Below are 18,072 nucleotides of genomic sequence, written 5' to 3' on the forward strand. Positions count from 1 at the left end.
CACGAGGTCGGTGCGCAACTTGGGGGAGCTATCTAACAAAGGCGCGCCCCGTGCGACCACGCACAGTCCGCGACCCACGGCGAAGCCTGCGCTGCCACTGCCCACGCCGATTCCACCGGGATATCCACCACCCGGTAGCTCTTGGTACCCGCCGCCGTGGCTGCCACCAGGGTGGCCACCCCCGCCCGACGCTGGAACAGCGTCTGACGCACGGTCCAGCCGATGATCCCGGCTGCTGCGATGCAGTCCCGCCGGCGTTCCACGCTGCCGGCGCGGGCGACCAGCCAGTCGCGGTCCACCCGGTGCCCGAGTGCGCGAACCCGGTCGGCGGCCAGGAGCGCGCAGCAACCCGCCAGAACCAACCACGCCGGCCACACCCACAGCGGTACTCCCGATCGCAGCGCGAGCGCTACCAGCCCGACCGCGATGAGCAGCGGCACCACCATCGCGCGGGTCCAGCGGCGGCGCGCCGCTGCCGGACCGTGCGGCCGCAGGGGCGCGGTAACGGCGTCGGCATCGCCGATCAACTCGGTCAGCACCCGCGCCGCGGCATCGGCCGGGCAGGGCGGCAACAGCAGCGACGACTCCCCCGCCCCGTTCACCCCCGTCATCACCGCATCGAGTCGGGCCCCGCCGAGCGCCCGCACCAGCAGCGGCTCCCGCAGGGTCCCGCCGCGCAGTCGGCGCATGTCGTAGGTGTGCTCGCGAACCCGCACCAACCCGTGCCGCAGATGCAGGGTGTCGCCTCCTGCGCCGGGTCGGCGGGTCAGGACCAGGTTGCCGAAGGTGACCAGTGAGCGGGCGACCGACAACACCACCGAGGCCACCACGATCACCGTCACCACGACCGCGGCACTCACCGCCACCCCGAACCGCTGCGCGGCGTCCAGCCCGGATTCGGCGATATGTGAGCGCCAGAACCGCGGGCCGAACCCGGTTTGATACAGCAGCCCGACGGCGGCGGCGATCATCACCAGACCGGAGAAACTCAGCGGGCTGTACCGCAACCATGACGGTGCCCACCGGGCCAGCTCTGCCTCCCGATCGTCGGTTGCCGCGCCGTCTGGCACCGCGGTGGCCAACAGGATCGCCCGCAATCGCGATACTTCACCGACAGGTACCGCGTCGAGTTCAAAGCTGTTGTCGCCCTTGCCTTCCTGCCCGGTACTGACGCGCAACACCGTTAGACCGAGGAGGCGGTGCAATAACCGGGCATCGGTCTGCACCGAGCGAATCCGGTTGCGCGGCAACGTAAGTGCATTGCGTTGCAGGACCCCGGTGCGAAGTTGCACAGTGCCGTCGTTGGCGTCACCGTCGATCCGGTAGCTGGTGGTGAACCAGCGCGCGATACCGAACCCGATAATCACCGCCAGCCCCAGCAACGACCACAGCGGGTTGTTGGTGGCCGAGCCCAGCACGATCGACCCGATCAGCAACGGCAACTGGCGCAGTACCTCGTGCACGGGGTGGACCAGCAGCATCCGCGGGCTCAGCCGCTGCCAGGCCTCCGGCTGCACGGTCATGTTCCTTCGTCGGTGGTGCGGGCGGCGATATCGGTCAGCCAGGCCGCGATATCGTCGGCGACCGCCGAATCCAGCGCCACGATGTGCACCGCACCTGCCGACGAAGCCGTCGTCACCGTCACATTGGCCAGGCCGAACAGTCGATCCAGCGGCCCGCGGTAGGTGTCGACGGTCTGCACCCTCGAGATCGGCGCGATCCGGCGCTCCTGGATCAGCCAGCCTGTCCTGGTGTAGACGGCGTGGCCGCTGATCTCCCAACGGTGCACGCGGTAGCGCCACACCGGCACCACCCCGATGCCGATCACCGCACCGAGCACGGTCAGCGCACCCAGCACACCGTGCAGCCACAGAACGCGCTGATCGACGGCGATCCAGATCAGCTGCGCACCGGCGAGGACGCACCACGGGATCGCTGCGCCGAGAGCCCAGACCATCGGCGCCTTGCGGCTGGGCCGATGTGCGGGATCGACCAAAGTGACCATGCCTTCATGGTCTCAGGAGATCGTCGGGACCAACCCACCCTCCGCCCGGATCGCCGCACCGTTGGTGACCGCGGACAGCGGGCTCGCGAGATAGGCCACCAGCGAGCCGATCTCGTCGGCTTCGATGAGTCGCCTGATCAGCGACCCCGGCCGGGCCTTCTCGAAGAACGCAGCCTCACGCTCGGGCTCCGGGGCGTCTTTGTTATCGACAACCGTTCGGATGAACTCGACGATGCCCTCCGAGCGGGTCGGCCCCGGCATCACCGAGTTGACGGTGACGCCGGTACCTGTGGTCTGCTCGGCCAGCCCGCGCGAGATCGCCAGTTGAGCGGTCTTGGTCATGCCGTAGTGGATCATCTCGCCGGGTGGCATCAGCGCGCTCTCGCTGGCGATGAAGATGACGCGGCCCCAGTCGCGGTCCAGCATCCGCGGAAAGTAGTGCCGGGACAGCCGAACCCCGCTGAGCACGTTGACCTCGTAGATCTGCAGCCAGTCCTCGTCGGTGATCTCGGTGAACGGTTTGGCCTCGTAGATGCCCAGGTTGTTGACCAGGATGTCGACATCAGGCACCGCGTCGATCAGGGTGGCCGCACCGGCGGCTGTCCCCGGGTCGGCAAGCACCTGCCGGACCGAACCGAGTTGCGCCACCTCGGCAGCCGCCGCGTCCAGCTTGTCCTGGTTGCGGCCGGTGATGATCACCGCGGCACCCTCGGTCGCCAACTTCTTCGCGATGGCCAACCCGATGCCCGCTGTCGACCCCGTTACCAGCGCTGTCTTTCCGGTCAACTGCAAATCCATGGGATGCCTTCCGTATCGTTTTCAGACATGACCGCCAACAAGTGGACCGAAGCTGATGTTCCCGACCAGAGCGGACGGGTAGCCATTGTCACCGGCTCCAACACCGGCTTGGGCTACGAGACCGCCAGGGTGCTGGCCGCCCGCGGAGCGCACGTCGTCCTCGCCGTCAGAAAAGTCGAAAAAGGCCAGGCGGCGGCGGCAAAGATCACCGACCTCAGCCCCCGCGCAGATATCAAAGTCCAGCCGCTGGATGTCAGCTCGCTGCAGTCGGTGCGCACCTCCGCCGAGGAGATCAAAGCCGCCTATCCCCGGATCGACCTGCTGATCAACAACGCCGGCGTGATGTACGTCCCGAAGCGGGAACTCACCAAAGACGGTTTCGAAATGCAGTTCGGCACCAACCATCTCGGGCCGTTCGCGCTGACCGGGCTGCTGCTGGATCACCTGCTGCCGGTGCCCGGGTCACGGGTGGTGATGGTCGCCAGCATGGCTCACCGCATCCGCGCCGCGATCCACTTCGACGATCTGCGGTGGGACCGCAGCTATGACCGGGTAGCCGCCTATGGACAGTCCAAGCTGGCCAACCTGTTGTTCACCTACGAGCTGCAACGCCGGCTGGCCGCCAGGAACGAACCGACCATTGCCGTGGCTGCCCACCCCGGCATCTCCGATACCGAGCTGACGCGCCATCTGCCGCAGATCATCCTGCCGGCCTACAACCTGCTCGCCCCACTGGTCACCAACAGCGCCGCGATGGGGGCGCTCCCGACGCTCCTCGCGGCGACCGATGCCTCCGTGCAGGGGGGCCAGTACTACGGCCCCGACGGCTTCCAGGAACTGCGCGGCTACCCCAAGCTGGTGACGTCGACGTCGCAGTCGCACGACGAGGGCCTGCAGGAGCGGCTGTGGACCGTCTCCGAGGAGCTGACCGGCGTCACGTTCCCGGTCTGAGATGCGCACTGTCGAAGAGCACCAGCGCGTCGTCGCCGGGCTGATCACACCGCGCGCGGCGACGTCCCTGCCCCTGCCCGACACTCTTGGCCTGGTGTTGGCCGAGGATGTCGCGGCCCCCATGTCGCTGCCCGTCTTCGACAATTCGGCGATGGACGGTTACGCGGTCCTGGCCGACGATATTGCCGACGCCTCACCCGATCATCCGGTGAGACTGCCTGTCGCCGAGGATATTCCGGCTGGCCGGACCGATGCGTTGACGCTGCGACCCGGTACCGCGCACCGCATCATGACGGGTGCGCCGCTGCCCACCGGGGCGACGGCGGTGGTGCCCGTGGAGGCCACCGACGCGGGCACCGAGACGGTCGAGATCCGCACGGCGGCCGCGGCCGGTCAGCATCTGCGGCATGCCGGTGAGGATGTCACCGCGGGAACAACGGTCCTGCGAGCCGGTCAGGTCGTGTCCCCCGCGACGCTGGGCCTGGCCGCCGCACTCGGGCTTGGCGAACTCACCGTGTGGCCGCGCCAGCGGGTGCTGGTGATGTCGACGGGCACCGAACTGGTGGGCGCGGGCACTGCACTGCAGCCCGGCCAGATCTACGAATCCAATGCGGTCATGCTCGCCGCTGCGGTGCGCGACGCCGGCGGCGAGGTGATCGCCGCGCCGATGGCCAGTGACGATGTCGACGAGTTCCGCGCGGCACTGGCGGCCCACGTTGGCAGTGCTGATCTGATCATCACCACCGGCGGTGTCAGCGCGGGCGCCTACGAGGTGGTCAAGGATGCCCTCGGCGCCGGTACCGACGATCAGTCGGTCGAGTTCGTCAAGGTCGCGATGCAACCGGGTATGCCCCAGGGCGCGGGACACGTCTCCGGTGTCCCGATCATCACGCTGCCCGGTAACCCGGTCAGTGCTCTGGTGTCCTTCGAGGTGTTCGTCCGGCCCGCGTTACGGGCCGCGATGGCGTTCCCGAACGCGGCGCGTCCGGTGCGGGAGGCGGTGCTGACCGAAAAGCTGGCCTCACCGCGCGGGAAACGCCAGTTCCGTCGCGGGGTGCTCGCCACCGAGGCGGGCACCGTCACCAGTTATGGGCCACCGGCGTCCCATCACCTGCGCTGGCTGGCGTCGGCCAACGCGTTATTGGAGATCCCCGAGGACGTCACCGACGTCGACGCGGGCGCGACCGTACGGGTGTGGGACCTTTCGGGATAGCGGTCTACATAGAATGGCCGCGTGGCCAGACGCCCCCGCACGTCCGAAGCAAACCATCTGGTGGAGCTGGTCCGCTCCACGATCCCCCCGATGCACCCCGCCGGCCTACCGTTTGTCGGTGCCAGCCTGGCACTGACCCTGGCCGGTCGTAAGCACCGCTGGTTGCGCACGCTCGGCCTGGTGTCAGCGGGCGCGCAGGCTGCGTTCTTCCGCCATCCGCACCGGGTACCGCCGACCCGGCCCGGTGTCGTCGTCGCTCCCGCCGACGGCCAGGTGTGCCTGATCGAAAATGCCGTGCCGCCGCCCGAGCTGGGCCGGGGCACCACACCGGTTCCGCGGATCAGCATCTTTCTTTCCGTCTTCGACGCTCACGTGCAGCGCGCCCCCATCGGCGGTGAGGTGATCAACGCGGTGCACCGGCCCGGCTCGTTCGCCTCAGCCGATCTGCCCGTCGCGAGCGAAGAGAACGAGCGCAACAGCGTCGTGATCCGCAGCCCAGAAGGTGTCGAGATCATTGCCGTGCAGATCGCCGGGCTGGTGGCCCGCCGCATCATCTGCGAGGTCAACGTCGGCGACAAGGTCGCCATCGGTGACACCTACGGGCTGATCCGGTTCGGTTCCCGCCTGGACACCTACCTGCCCGAGGGGGCCAACGTGCTGGTCAGCGTCGGGCAGCGGGCCACCGCGGGCGAAACCGTCATCGCCGAGCTCCCGTGACCAAACCGAAGCCCGGCGGCAAACGGCCCCCGTCGCGAGGCTTGCGCATCCTGCCCAGTGCGACCACCGTGCTGGCCATCTGTGCGGGCCTGACATCGATCAAATTCGCCCTCGACGGTCAGCCGCACATCGCGTTGGCGCTGATCGGTGCCGCCGCCGTGCTCGACGGTATCGACGGCGGTATCGCCCGCGCCCTGGACGCCCAGTCCAAGATGGGCGCGGAGATCGACTCGTTGGCCGACGCGGTGAACTTCGGCGTGGCGCCCGCGCTGGTGGTCTATGTGACGCTGCTGCCGCACTCCCCGGTCGGGTGGATCGTCGTGCTGATCTACGCCGTCTGCGTGGTGCTGCGGTTGGCCCGGTTCAACGCCCTGCTCGACGACGACACGCGGCCCGCCTACACCAGGGAGTTCTTCACCGGGATGCCCGCGCCGTGCGGTGCCGTCGGCGCGATCGGCCCGCTGGCAGCGTTCCTGCAGTTCGGCCACGGCTGGTGGACGTCGTGGTGGTTCGTCTCGCTCTGGCTGGTCGCGAACGCGGCCCTGTTGGTCAGCCGCGTGCCGACCATCGCGCTCAAGGCGATCTCGGTGCCGCCCAATGCCGCACCCCTGCTGCTGATCCTCGTTGCCGTCGCCGCGGCGGGGCTGCTGCTGTTCCCGTATGTCCTGGTGTTGCTGATCATCATCGGCTACGTCTGCCTGATGCCGTTCACCATCTACAGCCAACGCTGGGTCGCGGCCAGACCCGAGACCTGGGATGTGAAACCGAAACAGCGACGCGCCATCCGGCGGGCCCAGCCGAACCGGCGTTCGGTGGCCCGGCTGGGTCTGCGTAAGCCGGGCGGGTAGCGGTGCCCACCCAGCTGAGCCTGACCGCCAGGCTCAACACGTCAGCGCTCGACAACCGGCGCGGTGTCATCCGGCTGCATCCCGAGGCCGTCGCCGCGCTGGGTCTGCGGGAGTGGGATGCGGTGGCCCTGACCGGTGCCCGTACCACTGCCGCTGTGGTGGCCCTGGCCGGCGCGGACATCCCCGCGGGCACGGCGCTGCTGGACGATGTGACGTTGTCGAACGCCGGTCTGCGTGAGGACGCGCAGGTGATCGTGGCCCCGGTGACGGTGATGGGGGCCCGTTCGGTGACAGTGACGGGGTCGAAGTTGGCCAGCGGTTCGGTACCCGCCGCCACGCTGCGCCAAGCCCTGCTCGGCAAGGTGGTGATGGTCGGCGACACCATCTCACTGCTCCCCCGCGACCTCGGCCCCGGCACGTCGACATCGGCCGCCAGCGCCGCATTGGCGACCGCGGTCGGTATCACCTGGACATCGGAGCTACTGACGGTCAGCGGTGTCGACCCGGCCGGCCCGGTCAGCGTGCAACCCAACTCGATGGTCAGCTGGGGTAACGGTGTCGCGGTCGCCACCAACCCGACGCCGATGCAGGGTTCCGCGGCGGTGTCCGAAACTCCAGGTCCGACAATAACTTTCGATGATCTCAAAGGCTCTCACGCGCAGGCGGCCAAGCTGACCGACTGGCTCAAACTCGCCCTCGACGAACCGCAACTGCTCGAAACTCTCGGTGCCACAGCCAATCTCGGCGTACTCCTGTCTGGCCCGCTCGGCGTCGGCAAGGCGACACTGGCCCGCGTAGTCTGCGCACACCGTCACCTCGTCGAGCTCGACGGGCCCGAAATCGGCGCGCTCGCGGCACAGGACCGGCTCAGCGCCGTCGCATCCGCGGTGGCCGGGGTGCGCGAGCGCGGCGGGGTGCTGTTGATCTCCGATATCGACGCGCTGCTGCCGTCATCACCGGAGCGGCCACCAGAACCGGTGGCCACCCTGATCCTGACCGAACTGCGCACCGCCGTCGCCACCCGCGGCGTGGCCTTCATCGCCACCTCGGCCGTCCCGGACGCCCTCGACGCCCGACTACGGGCACCGGACCTGTGCGATCGCGAACTCGGCCTGAGCCTGCCCGACGGCGCGACCCGCAAACACCTGCTCGAAGTGCTCCTGCGATCGGTGCCGTCGACCGACCTGGATCTGGAGGAGATCGCCGGGCGCACACCTGGTTTCGTCGTGGCCGACCTGCAGGCCCTGGTCCGGGAGGCCGCACTGCGGGCGGCGTCGCGCGCCAGCACCGACGGTAAGCCGCCGATGCTGGCCCAGGAGGATCTGACCGGCGCGCTGACAGTTATCCGGCCGCTGTCCCGCTCGGCGACCGAAGAGGTATCCGTCGGCTCGGTCACGCTGGCCGATGTCGGCGATATGGTCGCCACCAAACAGGCACTGACCGAAGCGGTGCTGTGGCCGCTGCAGCATCCCGATACCTTCGCCCGTCTCGGTGTCGACCCGCCGCGCGGTGTGCTTCTCTACGGCCCGCCCGGGTGCGGTAAGACCTTCGTGGTTCGCGCCCTGGCCAGCACCGGCCGATTGAGCGTGCATGCCGTCAAGGGTGCTGAGTTGATGGACAAGTGGGTGGGCTCATCGGAGAAGGCGGTCCGCGAACTGTTTCGGCGGGCAAGAGATTCCGCGCCGTCGCTGGTGTTCCTCGACGAGATCGACGCGTTGGCACCGCGGCGCGGGCAGAGCTTCGATTCCGGGGTGACCGACCGCGTGGTCGCCGCGTTGCTCACTGAGCTCGACGGTGTCGATCCGCTGCGCGATGTCGTCGTGTTGGGCGCCACCAACCGGCCCGACCTGATCGATCCGGCACTGCTGCGTCCGGGCCGGTTGGAGAAGTTGGTGTTCGTCGAGCCTCCCGATGCACAGGCCCGTCGCGACATCCTGCGTACCGCAGGCAAATCCGTGCCGCTGGCGCCCGATGTCAACCTCGATACGTTGGCCGACGAACTCGACGGTTACAGCGCCGCCGACTGCGTGGCGCTGCTGCGGGAGGCCGCATTGACGGCGATGCGGCGGTCGATCGACGCCGCGGACGTCACCGCCGACGATGTGGAGAAGGCGCGCGAGGCGGTCCGTCCGTCGCTGGATCCCGCGCAGGTCGCCGCGCTCAAAGCCTTCAGCGACAACCGGTAACGCCGGCGATCTCGCACCGACTGTGTAGGAAGCCGTCGCTACTTCGCCGAATTATCGACGGCTTCCTGCACCGTCGGCGATGACGCACGGCGAGCGTGAACTTTTTGACACCGAAGTCGCCGGCAGAGGTCCCCACGTAGACTGACAGTCACACAACCAACCAACGCCATCCATAGCCTTAGAGGCTGACACCCCGTTGTGCGCCGTCGCCAGCGCTCATCGAGACCGCATCGGAGTGCCATGCTTGCCGTCCTGATCGCGCATGCGGTCGCCGCGTTAGTCGCGCCGCTGCTCGTCAAGCGGTGGGGCCAAACTGCGTTCTATCCGTTGGCGCTCGTGCCGCTGCTGTCCCTGACCTGGGTGGTGGCCAACTGGCCCGAGGACCAGTCCGACGATCACTCGTTGAGAATCAACTGGGTCCCCGGGTTGTCGATGGACATCGACCTGCGATTCGACACCCTCGCCGCGATCATGAGCGTTTTGGTGTTGGCCATCGGGGCCCTGGTCCTCTTCTACTGCGCCGACTACTTCCACCACCGTGACGGACATACCGAGAAGCGACTGCCCAGCTTCGCCGCCGAACTCGTGGCCTTCTCCGGCGCCATGTTCGGACTGGTGGTCAGCGACAACATGCTGCTGCTCTACCTGTTTTGGGAGCTCACGACCGTGCTGTCGTTCCTGCTGGTCGGGCACTACGCCGAACGCGCCGCCAGCCGCCGCGCGGCCACCCAGGCGCTGCTGGTCACCACCGCGGGTGGGCTGGCGATGCTGGTCGGCATCATCATCCTCGGCCAGTACAGCGGCAGCTATCTGCTGTCGGAGCTGGTCGCCCACCCCCCGACCGGGATGGCCATCAACGTCGCGCTCGTCCTCGTGCTGATCGGCGCCCTGTCCAAATCCGCGATCGTCCCGATGCACTTCTGGCTGCCCGGCGCGATGGCCGCACCGACTCCGGTGAGCGCGTATCTGCACGCCGCGGCGATGGTCAAGGCCGGTGTCTACCTGATCGCCCGGCTGACCCCCGGCTTCGCCGACGCACCGCCATGGCGACCCGTCATCGTCGTCCTCGGTCTGGCCACGATGTTGCTTGCCGGGTGGCGCGCGATCCGCGAATACGACCTCAAACTCATCCTGGCGTTCGGCACGGTGAGCCAGCTCGGCCTGATCACCGTGCTGGTCGGGTCCGGCGGCGGTGACCTGATGTTGGCCGGGCTGACCATGTTGTGTGCGCACGCCATGTTCAAAGCGGCGCTGTTCATGGTGGTCGGCATCATCGACCACGCCACGGGCACCCGCGATATCCGCCGCCTGGCCTGGTTGGGCCATCGCGCACCCGCGCTGTTCGTCATCGCCGCGGGCGCCACGGCGAGTATGGCCGCGCTGCCACCGTTCCTCGGCTTCGTGGCCAAGGAAGCCGATTTCGAGACGCTGATGCACAGCGAGTCCTTGGGCCCCTTCGCCCCCTATGTGCTGGGCGCCATCGTCATCGGCTCGGTGTTCACCACCATTTACAGCCTGCGGTTTCTCTGGGGTGCGTTCGCGCGCAAAGGTCTTGCCGAACCCAGCAACCGGGTGGCCGAGCTGCACCGGCCGACGTGGTCGTTCCTGACCGCCCCGGCCATCCTGGCGGCGGCCGGGCTGGGTTTCGGCCTGGTGCCCAGTGCTTTGGAGAACGCTCTGGACGGCTACGCCGAATCGGTACCCGGCGGAGCGACCTATCACCTGGCGTTGTGGCATGGCTGGAACCTGCCGCTGCTGTTATCGGCGCTGGTGATCGCCGCAGGCACCGCGGTGTTCTTCATCCGCCGCAGGCTGCCCCGCACCAAGGTCGGCTACCTGCCGTTGGGCAACGCCGACCGCTTCTACGACCAGACCCTGCGCTACCTGGACTACCTGGCCTTCAAGCTCACCGGCACCACCCAGCGCGGTTCGCTACCCGCGACTCAGTCGGTCATCCTCGCCACCCTGGTGCTGCTCCCGGTTGGGGCACTGACCCTGGGTGCGCATGACCGCCCGCAGTTCCAACTGTGGGATTCACCGCTACAACCGATCGTCGGCGTGCTCATCGTCACGGGCGCCCTCGGGGCGGTGGTCCTGCGCAACCGGCTGGCGGCGGTGCTGATGGTCGGGTTGACCGGCTACGGCAGCGGCATCATCTTCGCCTTCCACGGCGCCCCCGATCTGGCGCTGACCCAGTTTCTCGTCGAGACGCTGACGCTGGTGATCTTCGTGCTGGTGCTGCGCACCCTGCCTGCCGAAGCCGATGCCGCCAATATGCACCGCTTCCGGCTCCCGCGGGCGCTGCTGGCGCTGGCGGTCGGCGCGACGGTCACGACACTGGCCAGTCTCGCGATGGCCGCCCGGACTGGCACTCCGATCGCCGATCTGCTGCCGGACGCCGCGTACTACCGCGGCCACGGCTCTAACACCGTCAACGTGTTGCTCGTCGATATCCGCGCCTGGGACACCCTCGGGGAGATATCGGTGCTGCTCGTCGCTGCCACCGGCGTCACATCGCTGGTGTTCCGGCACCGCAGGTTCGGCACGGCGCCCCGCGTTCCGGCCACCACCACACCGGCCGGCCAACCCGATATCGGTCCGGTCTTCGCGCCGTCGGCCAACATCGCCTACAGCCCCGCCGTCGGTGACACCACCTGGTTGCGGGGTAGCGAATACCGCGATCCCCGTCATCGCTCCCTGGTAATGGAAGTGGCGACCCGGATCATCTTCCCGCTGATCATGGTGTTGTCCGCATACTTCTTCTTCACTGGCCACAACACCCCAGGCGGTGGTTTTGCCGGCGGCCTGACCGCCGGGCTGGCCCTGGTCCTGCGCTATCTGGCCGGCGGCCGGTACGAACTCGGCGAGACCCTGCCGTTGGATGCCGGCAAGATCCTCGGGGTCGGGCTGGGCCTGTCGGCGGGTACCGCCGTGGCGTCGCTGTTCCTCGGGGCGCCGGCGTTGTCCTCCGCGGTGATCAACATCGACATCCCACTCTTGGGCCCGGTCAAACTCGTCACCGCGTTGTTCTTCGACCTCGGGGTGTATCTGATCGTCGTCGGCTTGGTGCTCGACGTGCTGCGCAGCCTGGGCGCGCGCATCGACGAAGAGAACGCGATGATACAAAGCGTCAAGGCGGGCGCCCGATGACCACCTACCTGGTGCCGCTCGTCCTGATCGGAGCCCTCACCAGCTGCGGGGTGTACCTGCTGCTGGAGCGCAACCTGACCCGGATGTTGTTGGGGCTGCTACTGATCGGCAATGCACTGAACCTACTGATCCTCACCGTCGGTGGCACCTCGGGCAATCCGCCGGTCCGCGGACGGACCAGCGCAGGCGAGACCACCACCGCAGATCCGTTGGCGCAGGGCATGATCCTGACCGCGATCGTAATCACGATGGGGATAGCCGCGTTCGTGCTGGCCTTGACCTACCGGTCCTATCGACTCACCACGGTCGAGGAAGTCGACAACGACGCCGAGGACGCCAGGGTGTCGAACCTGTCCGATATCGACACCGAAGCTGTGCCGGAGGAAATCCGGCGCGAGATGTACCCCGATACCGATGCCCCCGACGAGCTCGACGCGCTGCCCGGGCATGAGGGGTCCCGGTGACGCTGGCTGCGGTGCTCACGCCGCTGCCCGTGCTGATCCCGATGATCGCCGCCGCGGCGACGTTGATCGCCGGCCGTCGACCACGAGCTCAGCGGCTCATCACGTTGGTGGCGCTGTCCGCCGTGGTGGTGGTGTGCGCGGCGCTGGTCTATCTCGCCGACCGCGACGGCACGCTGGCCCTTCAGGTCGGCGGCTGGGGTGAGAGCGAACCCGGGATGGGGCCGCTCGGCATCACCCTTGTGGTGGACCGACTTTCGGCCCTGATGCTGCTGGTCTCCGCCGTGGTTCTGCTGGCCGTGGTGTTCTACGCCATCGGGCAGGGCATCCGCGACGGAGACGACCGGCAGCCGGTGTCGATATTCCTGCCCACCTATCTGGTGCTGTCCGCCGGTGTGTGCAACGCATTCCTGGCCGGCGACCTGTTCAACCTCTACGTCGGGTTCGAGGTGCTGCTGTCGGCGAGCTTCGTGCTGCTGACCATCGGCGCCAGCAAGGAAAGGGTCCGCGCAGGCATCTCGTATGTGATGGTGTCGATGGTGTCGTCGCTGGTGTTCCTGTTCGGCATCGCCTTGGTCTACGCGGCCACCGGCACGCTGAACATGGCCGAGATCGCGGTCCGACTCGATGACATCAGCTCCGGTACCCGCAGCGCACTGTTTGCCGTGCTGCTGGTCGGTTTCGGTATCAAGGCCGCGGTGTTCCCGCTCTCGGCCTGGCTGCCCGACTCCTACCCCACCGCACCGGCTCCGGTCACCGCGGTGTTCGCGGGCCTGCTGACCAAAGTCGGTGTGTACGCAATCATCCGAGCACATTCGCTGCTGTTCCCCGGCGGGGGCCTTGACCCGGTGCTGTTGGTCGCCGCCCTGCTGACGATGGTGGTCGGCATTCTCGGCGCCATCGCGCAGAGCGATATCAAACGGCTGCTGTCGTTCACCCTGGTCAGCCATATCGGCTACATGATCTTCGGGATCGCCCTGTCCAATCAGCTCGGCATGTCGGGGGCGATCTACTACGTCGCGCACCACATCATCGTGCAGACAACGCTGTTCCTGGTGGTCGGCCTGATCGAACGGCAGGCGGGGGCCTCCACCCTGCGGCGCCTCGGCGGGTTGGCCGCGGCGAGTCCGCTGCTGGCGTTCGTCTTCCTCATCCCCGCTCTCAACCTCGGTGGCATTCCTCCTTTCTCGGGTTTCATCGGCAAGGTGGCACTACTGCAAGCCGGCACCGAAAGCGGTTCGGTGTTGGCGTGGATCCTGGTCGGCGGGGCCGCCGCCACCAGCCTGCTGACGCTGTATGTGGTGGCCAGGGTGTGGTCGAAGGCGTTCTGGCGGGCACGGGTCGACGCCCCGGAAGGCGACCTGTCCGCGGCCGCGCCGTCGGCCCTGCTCGACGATATCGACGACGACGTGACTTTCGACGACCGCGACGACGTCGGGCGGATGCCAATCGGGATGGTGGCGCCGACGCTTGCACTGCTCGGCGTCGGCCTGGCGCTGACGGTGTTCGCGGGGCCGATCTTCGGTTACGCCGAACGCGCCGCCGAGCAGGTGCTCGACCGAGGTGAATACATCTCCGCGGTGTTGGATTCAGGGGTGTTGGATCCAGCGGTGTTGGCGCCGGCGGGAGGCACGAAATGAGGCGGCTCACTCTGCGGCTGTGGGTGCTGGCCTGGCTCACCCTGGTCTGGATCCTGTTGTGGGGCAACATCTCTGCTGCGAACATCCTGTCCGGGCTGGCGATCGCCCTGGTGATCACCGTCCTGCTGCCGCTGCCGCCGGTTCCGGTGCAAGGCAAGGTGCATCTGGTGAGCCTGCTGAACCTGATCGTGCGGGTGTCGTGGTATCTGGTGGTCTCCAGTACCCAGATCGCGTGGCTAGCGATCCGGCCGGGCCCGCCGCCGATCAACGCGGTCCTGCGGGCGCAGCTGTCCATCAAATCCGATCTGGTGCTCGCCTTGGCGGTCAACATCATCACCCTGATCCCCGGGTCGATCGTGTTGGAGATCGACCAACGGCGCCGGCTGATCTACGCCCACGTGATCGACGTCGGCTCGCAACGGTCGGTGGAGAATTTCTACGCGCAGATCAATCGGGTGGAACAACTGCTGATCAAGGCATTCGAACGCGACAGCGAGTGGCGGCCGTCCCCGCAGGTCGAGTCGACCCAGGATCTGGACGACGAGCAGGGAGCGGATCGCGCATGACTATCGTCTGGATGATCGCCGCGGTGATGCTGATCGCCGCGGGGGCCATCACCATGTTTCGACTTTTGGCGGGGCCGAGCACGTTGGACCGTCTGGTCGCTCTCGATACCATCGTCGCCGTCACCATGTGCGCCATCGGCACGTGGGCGGCCTACAGCCTGGATACCACGGTGACCTACAGCCTGGCCGCACTGGCGTTGATCAGCTTCGTCGGTTCCGTCAGCGTCGCGCGATTCCGCGTTCCCGATACCGGTGAGGGCGGGCAGCCACGATGAACATCTTCGACCTTGTCTCCGCGGTACTCATTCTCGGTGGGTCAGCGCTGGCTTTGACCGCGGCCATCGGTATCGTCCGCTTCCCCGACACGCTGTCGCGTATGCACGCGGCGAGTAAGCCGCAGGTGTTGGGTCTGCTGCTGGTACTGGCCGGCGCCGCGATCCGGTTACGCGGCCACCCCGATGTCGGCATGCTCGTCCTGACCGGAATGTTCACCGTGATCACCGCACCGGTGGTCGCGCAGCGCGTCGGCCAGCTGGCCTACCGAGAGCAGAACGTCCGCGATGATCTATTGAGCGACGATATCCGCGACTACACCCCGCCGGCATCGTCGCCGGAGGACAGCTGAAACTCCACCATCGCCGCGACGGTCTCCACCGCTTCGCGCATGGCGACCAACCGCAGGATGGGCGAGGGCGCCGCCAGCACCGCATACCGATCGGCCGCACCCATCGGGATCCGGGCGGCCAACGCGTACAAGCGTTCTCCCGGCTCATCGGGCATTCCGGGATCCAGTAGCGTCTCCCGGCCACCGAGGGAGAGCCCGCGGGCGTCGGCGATCCGCTCGAACAGCGCCCAGATCCGATCCTCCAGGTCGCCGATCTCGGCGGCGCCGATCAGGCCCGGCTCGTCGGGCCACGCCTCGATGACGGCCCGCGGGTAGGGATCATCGGAGAGCCATTCGACCACTCGGATCCGTTCGGAGACCGGGCATCTGAGCCGGTACTTACCGTCGCCGTAGTCTTCGTGCTCGGCGATCCTGACCAGCACCCCCACATCGCAGCGCTGGTCGCCGCCGCCGACCTCGCGGCCACGTTCGATCAGCACCACCCCGAAGGTCTCTTCACCAGCCAGGCAGTCGCGCACCAACTGCGAATAACGAGGCTCGAAGATCCGCAGGGGCAGCTCGTCACCGGGCAGCAGGACAGATTCCAGCGGAAACATGGGAGCGATCACATCCGGCCCATCACAACATCTTTGACATATGCCGACGGGGTGGCGATCGAGCAGAGCATATCGGCGACGGAGACCCACATTTCGGGGTCCTCGTCGATCATGATGTTGTCCTTGCCGAGCACCTTCATCAGGGCCAGCTTCGCGTCGGCATTCATTCCGGCGTAGTCCCCGCAGGTGGCATCGGCATCTGCCGGTGCAACGTCACCTGGCCCGGTCGTGCGGGTGGGACCTGTCGTCCGAGTGGGAATAGGCGTCGACGGAGCCGGACCGCTGGTGCGTGACGGGCGACTGCTGGTGGTGGCGCTCGGTGACAGGGGCACGCCGGTCTGCGCCGGATCGGCCAGCGGTGTGCCAGTGATGGTTTCAGAACAACCCACCACGACGGCGGCGATCAGGGCCAGACCGCCCAGCGCGGCCGGGATGCGACGAACCCTCCCGGTCGCCTCAGACATGGAGTTCCTCCACCAAAGCGTCCACCACGGCCCGCAGGTCACCGTCGTGTTCCTCGGCCACCCGGCGCTGCCGCTGATAGGAGGCACCCAGGCGCGGGATATCGGCGACGTTGGCCAGCTCGTCGGCGCAGTGCAGTGACCGCGCCACCGGCTCGAGGCGGTTCAGCAGTTCGTCAAGATCATCGGTGACCAGTCGTTCGTTACTGTCCGCGTCCAGGATGATCACCGCGTCGAGGCCGTAACGGGCTGCGCGCCACTTGTTCTCCTGCACGTGCCAGGGCGGCATGGTCGGTAGCGCCTCACCGGCGTCGAGCCGGCGGTCCAAGTCCACGATCAGGCAATGGGTCAGCGCGACCAGCGCACCGAGCTCACGGATGTTGGAGACCCCATCGAATATCCTGACCTCGATCGTGCCGAGGTGTGGCGAAGGCCGGATATCCCAACGGATCTCGTTGATGTGGTCGATGATGCCGGTTTTCTTCTGGTCCGATACGAAACCCTCGAACTCCGGCCAGGTCTGGAACTGAAACGGCAACCCGGCGGTGGGCAACTGCTGGAACATCATCGCCCGGTTACTGGCGTATCCGGTGTCCTGGCCGTCCCACCACGGCGAGGACGCGGACAGGGCGAGCAGGTGCGGATAGTGATTGAGCAGCGAGGTGATGATCGGCATGACCTTGTGCGCCGAGGACACCCCGACGTGGACGTGCACACCCCAGATCAGCATCTGCCTGCCCCACCACTGCGTGCGGTTGATCAATTCCGCGTAGCGCAGGCCCTCGGTCAGCTTCTGGTCCTCCCACTCCGCGAAGGGGTGGGTACCCGCACAGAACAGTTCCATCCCGCGGTCGTGCACCACCTGTTTGACGGTGTGCAGGGTGCCGGCCAGATCTGCCATCGCGTGACCGGCGTTCTCCGAGATGCCGGTGACGATCTCAATGGTGTTGCGCAGCAGTTCCTTGTGCACCTTCGGGTTCTCACCGAGTTCGGCAATCACCGCGGCCGCCTCGTTGCTCAGGTCGCGGGTGACGGCATCGACGAGGGCGAACTCCCACTCGACGCCGACGGTCGGCCGATAGGATCCGGCGAAGTCGATATGCGCCGGTTTGCGCTGGAGGGGACCGCTAGCTGCCGATAACACCGCACGCGACCCGCTTACCGGCGTCGCCGGTAGCCATCGTGGTCTCGTCTGGACCGGGGGTCCCGTTGACCTGCTGGTAGCGCTCGGGTGGGATGTTCGCGAAGTTGTCGGCGTTCTCATGGATGACGATGGCGGTCTTGGCGCCGGCCGTCAGGTCCTCTTCAGTGAACGCATCGGTGGTGGTGACCAATCGCGCCGTACCGTCGCCACGGACCTGCAGTGAGGCCAGGTCGCCACTGGCGGGATGCGCGCTGTGCCCTGGCACCTGGAAATGTCCACCGGCGGAGAGGAAGTCACCGGGTGCGCCGCCGGCCGGGGCAACGGAATTGGCCTCACACTTGCCGACCGAGTGGATGTGCAGGCCGTGGAAACCGGGCGCGAGCTTGCCGGTGCCCGTGGTTTCGACAGTCACCTGGGCGTAGCCCGGGAAGAACTCGAACGTCGCCGTGGCCACTTCGGTACCGTCGGCAGCCTTGATCGGGCTGACCAGCTTCTGCTCACTGCCGGTTCCGGTCTCCGCTGAGCCCTGGTCGCCCTCGGCGCCGCTGGCCGCGGGTGCGGGCGATCCGGTCCAGATGGGCGGGTTGGTCCCTGGCGTCGTCGCGACGGGCTCGTACGGAGTGCACGCGCTCAATACGACGACCGGGACGGCGAACAGAACGGCAGCGGCAATTTTCCCAGAACGGCTGGCGAGCTTGACCATGCGCAGAG

General features: G+C 67.4%; 18 protein-coding genes. 11 read left to right on the forward strand and 7 right to left on the reverse strand.

Annotated elements, in window-relative coordinates; translation table 11 throughout:
- Positions 1-32 precede the first annotated feature (32 nt).
- From ADBZ9O_RS29250 to ADBZ9O_RS29260, 3 genes are read right to left on the reverse strand one after another with little or no spacing between them, the layout of a single operon-like run.
- Positions 33-1,523 carry a PH domain-containing protein gene (locus tag ADBZ9O_RS29250; protein ID WP_526526845.1) on the reverse strand — a complete coding sequence of 497 codons (1,491 nt, stop codon included), beginning with the start codon at positions 1,521-1,523 and terminating at the stop codon, positions 33-35.
- Positions 1,520-2,005, reverse strand: coding sequence for a PH domain-containing protein (locus ADBZ9O_RS29255; protein WP_526526847.1), 486 nt, complete (start codon positions 2,003-2,005; stop codon positions 1,520-1,522). Before ADBZ9O_RS29255 ends, ADBZ9O_RS29250 begins: the two co-directional genes overlap by 4 nt.
- 12 nt (positions 2,006-2,017) lie before the next feature.
- On the reverse strand, positions 2,018-2,803 hold the full coding sequence (locus ADBZ9O_RS29260; protein ID WP_526526849.1) for an SDR family NAD(P)-dependent oxidoreductase: 786 nt from the start codon (positions 2,801-2,803) through the stop codon (positions 2,018-2,020).
- 27 nt (positions 2,804-2,830) lie between these two features.
- Between ADBZ9O_RS29260 and ADBZ9O_RS29265 the strand changes: the two genes are divergently transcribed.
- The 11 genes from ADBZ9O_RS29265 to ADBZ9O_RS29315 all read left to right on the forward strand — a co-directional run bounded on the left by ADBZ9O_RS29265 (position 2,831) and on the right by ADBZ9O_RS29315 (position 15,160).
- The gene (locus ADBZ9O_RS29265; protein WP_526526851.1) at positions 2,831-3,754 is read left to right on the forward strand and encodes an SDR family oxidoreductase; all 924 of its coding nucleotides are present in this window, start codon (positions 2,831-2,833) and stop codon (positions 3,752-3,754) included.
- Position 3,755: 1 nt separating this feature from the next.
- Positions 3,756-4,967, forward strand: coding sequence for a molybdopterin molybdotransferase MoeA (gene moeA / locus ADBZ9O_RS29270; RefSeq protein ID WP_526526853.1), 1,212 nt, complete (start codon positions 3,756-3,758; stop codon positions 4,965-4,967).
- A gap of 21 nt (positions 4,968-4,988) precedes the next feature.
- Entirely contained in the window at positions 4,989-5,684 is a 696-nt protein-coding gene (locus ADBZ9O_RS29275; RefSeq protein WP_526526855.1) for a phosphatidylserine decarboxylase, read from the forward strand.
- The gene (locus ADBZ9O_RS29280) at positions 5,681-6,532 is read left to right on the forward strand and encodes a CDP-alcohol phosphatidyltransferase family protein (protein ID WP_526526857.1); all 852 of its coding nucleotides are present in this window, start codon (positions 5,681-5,683) and stop codon (positions 6,530-6,532) included. Before ADBZ9O_RS29275 ends, ADBZ9O_RS29280 begins: the two co-directional genes overlap by 4 nt.
- Positions 6,533-6,534: 2 nt before the next feature.
- On the forward strand, positions 6,535-8,718 hold the full coding sequence (locus ADBZ9O_RS29285) for an AAA family ATPase (protein WP_526526859.1): 2,184 nt from the start codon (positions 6,535-6,537) through the stop codon (positions 8,716-8,718).
- 240 nt (positions 8,719-8,958) lie between these two features.
- Complete coding sequence (locus ADBZ9O_RS29290) at positions 8,959-11,868, forward strand: Na+/H+ antiporter subunit A (protein WP_526526861.1); 2,910 nt, start codon at positions 8,959-8,961, stop codon at positions 11,866-11,868.
- Positions 11,865-12,332 (forward strand): Na(+)/H(+) antiporter subunit C, encoded by a 468-nt coding sequence (locus tag ADBZ9O_RS29295; RefSeq protein WP_526526863.1) that lies wholly within the window; start codon positions 11,865-11,867, stop codon positions 12,330-12,332. Before ADBZ9O_RS29290 ends, ADBZ9O_RS29295 begins: the two co-directional genes overlap by 4 nt.
- Before the next feature lie 41 nt (positions 12,333-12,373).
- Positions 12,374-13,969 carry a Na+/H+ antiporter subunit D gene (locus ADBZ9O_RS29300; RefSeq protein ID WP_526533634.1) on the forward strand — a complete coding sequence of 532 codons (1,596 nt, stop codon included), beginning with the start codon at positions 12,374-12,376 and terminating at the stop codon, positions 13,967-13,969.
- Positions 13,966-14,535 (forward strand): Na+/H+ antiporter subunit E, encoded by a 570-nt coding sequence (locus ADBZ9O_RS29305; protein ID WP_526526865.1) that lies wholly within the window; start codon positions 13,966-13,968, stop codon positions 14,533-14,535. Before ADBZ9O_RS29300 ends, ADBZ9O_RS29305 begins: the two co-directional genes overlap by 4 nt.
- Positions 14,532-14,810 (forward strand): monovalent cation/H+ antiporter complex subunit F, encoded by a 279-nt coding sequence (locus ADBZ9O_RS29310; protein WP_526526866.1) that lies wholly within the window; start codon positions 14,532-14,534, stop codon positions 14,808-14,810. The genes ADBZ9O_RS29305 and ADBZ9O_RS29310 overlap by 4 nt, the downstream gene beginning before the upstream one ends.
- A complete protein-coding gene (locus ADBZ9O_RS29315; protein ID WP_526526867.1) occupies positions 14,807-15,160 on the forward strand; it encodes a cation:proton antiporter in 354 nt (117 codons plus the stop codon). The genes ADBZ9O_RS29310 and ADBZ9O_RS29315 overlap by 4 nt, the downstream gene beginning before the upstream one ends.
- On the opposite strand, the gene ADBZ9O_RS29320 is transcribed toward ADBZ9O_RS29315, so the two are convergent.
- Genes ADBZ9O_RS29320 through sodC form a run of 4 tightly spaced genes read right to left on the reverse strand, consistent with a single transcriptional unit; the run spans position 15,124 to position 18,064 of the window.
- Positions 15,124-15,756: an LON peptidase substrate-binding domain-containing protein gene (locus ADBZ9O_RS29320; protein WP_526533636.1), complete on the reverse strand. Its 633-nt coding sequence runs from the start codon at positions 15,754-15,756 to the stop codon at positions 15,124-15,126. The two genes, ADBZ9O_RS29315 and ADBZ9O_RS29320, sit on opposite strands and share 37 nt — an antisense overlap.
- 8 nt (positions 15,757-15,764) lie before the next feature.
- Positions 15,765-16,220: a hypothetical protein gene (locus tag ADBZ9O_RS29325; protein ID WP_526526869.1), complete on the reverse strand. Its 456-nt coding sequence runs from the start codon at positions 16,218-16,220 to the stop codon at positions 15,765-15,767.
- The gene (locus ADBZ9O_RS29330; protein ID WP_526526870.1) at positions 16,213-17,361 is read right to left on the reverse strand and encodes a glutamate--cysteine ligase; all 1,149 of its coding nucleotides are present in this window, start codon (positions 17,359-17,361) and stop codon (positions 16,213-16,215) included. The genes ADBZ9O_RS29325 and ADBZ9O_RS29330 overlap by 8 nt, the downstream gene beginning before the upstream one ends.
- The gene (gene sodC, locus ADBZ9O_RS29335; RefSeq protein WP_526526872.1) at positions 17,345-18,064 is read right to left on the reverse strand and encodes a superoxide dismutase[Cu-Zn]; all 720 of its coding nucleotides are present in this window, start codon (positions 18,062-18,064) and stop codon (positions 17,345-17,347) included. Before sodC ends, ADBZ9O_RS29330 begins: the two co-directional genes overlap by 17 nt.
- Between the last annotated feature and the right edge of the window lie 8 nt (positions 18,065-18,072).

It is taken from the genome of Mycobacterium sp. (assembly GCF_965229105.1).
In the GTDB taxonomy this organism is placed as follows: Bacteria; Actinomycetota; Actinomycetes; order Mycobacteriales; family Mycobacteriaceae; genus Mycobacterium.

Excerpts from the sequence above, each read along its gene's own strand:
- ADBZ9O_RS29250 (WP_526526845.1), bottom strand. The coding sequence starts at position 1,523 with ATGACCGTGCAGCCGGAGGCCTGGCAGCGGCTGAGCCCGCGGATGCTG.
- ADBZ9O_RS29255 (WP_526526847.1), bottom strand. The coding sequence starts at position 2,005 with ATGGTCACTTTGGTCGATCCCGCACATCGGCCCAGCCGCAAGGCGCCG.
- ADBZ9O_RS29260 (WP_526526849.1), bottom strand. The coding sequence starts at position 2,803 with ATGGATTTGCAGTTGACCGGAAAGACAGCGCTGGTAACGGGGTCGACA.
- ADBZ9O_RS29265 (WP_526526851.1), top strand. The coding sequence starts at position 2,831 with ATGACCGCCAACAAGTGGACCGAAGCTGATGTTCCCGACCAGAGCGGA.
- moeA (WP_526526853.1), top strand. The coding sequence starts at position 3,756 with ATGCGCACTGTCGAAGAGCACCAGCGCGTCGTCGCCGGGCTGATCACA.
- ADBZ9O_RS29290 (WP_526526861.1), top strand. The coding sequence starts at position 8,959 with ATGCTTGCCGTCCTGATCGCGCATGCGGTCGCCGCGTTAGTCGCGCCG.
- ADBZ9O_RS29295 (WP_526526863.1), top strand. The coding sequence starts at position 11,865 with ATGACCACCTACCTGGTGCCGCTCGTCCTGATCGGAGCCCTCACCAGC.
- ADBZ9O_RS29300 (WP_526533634.1), top strand. The coding sequence starts at position 12,374 with ATGATCGCCGCCGCGGCGACGTTGATCGCCGGCCGTCGACCACGAGCT.
- ADBZ9O_RS29305 (WP_526526865.1), top strand. The coding sequence starts at position 13,966 with ATGAGGCGGCTCACTCTGCGGCTGTGGGTGCTGGCCTGGCTCACCCTG.
- ADBZ9O_RS29310 (WP_526526866.1), top strand. The coding sequence starts at position 14,532 with ATGACTATCGTCTGGATGATCGCCGCGGTGATGCTGATCGCCGCGGGG.
- ADBZ9O_RS29315 (WP_526526867.1), top strand. The coding sequence starts at position 14,807 with ATGAACATCTTCGACCTTGTCTCCGCGGTACTCATTCTCGGTGGGTCA.
- ADBZ9O_RS29320 (WP_526533636.1), bottom strand. The coding sequence starts at position 15,756 with ATGTTTCCGCTGGAATCTGTCCTGCTGCCCGGTGACGAGCTGCCCCTG.
- ADBZ9O_RS29325 (WP_526526869.1), bottom strand. The coding sequence starts at position 16,220 with ATGTCTGAGGCGACCGGGAGGGTTCGTCGCATCCCGGCCGCGCTGGGC.
- sodC (WP_526526872.1), bottom strand. The coding sequence starts at position 18,064 with ATGGTCAAGCTCGCCAGCCGTTCTGGGAAAATTGCCGCTGCCGTTCTG.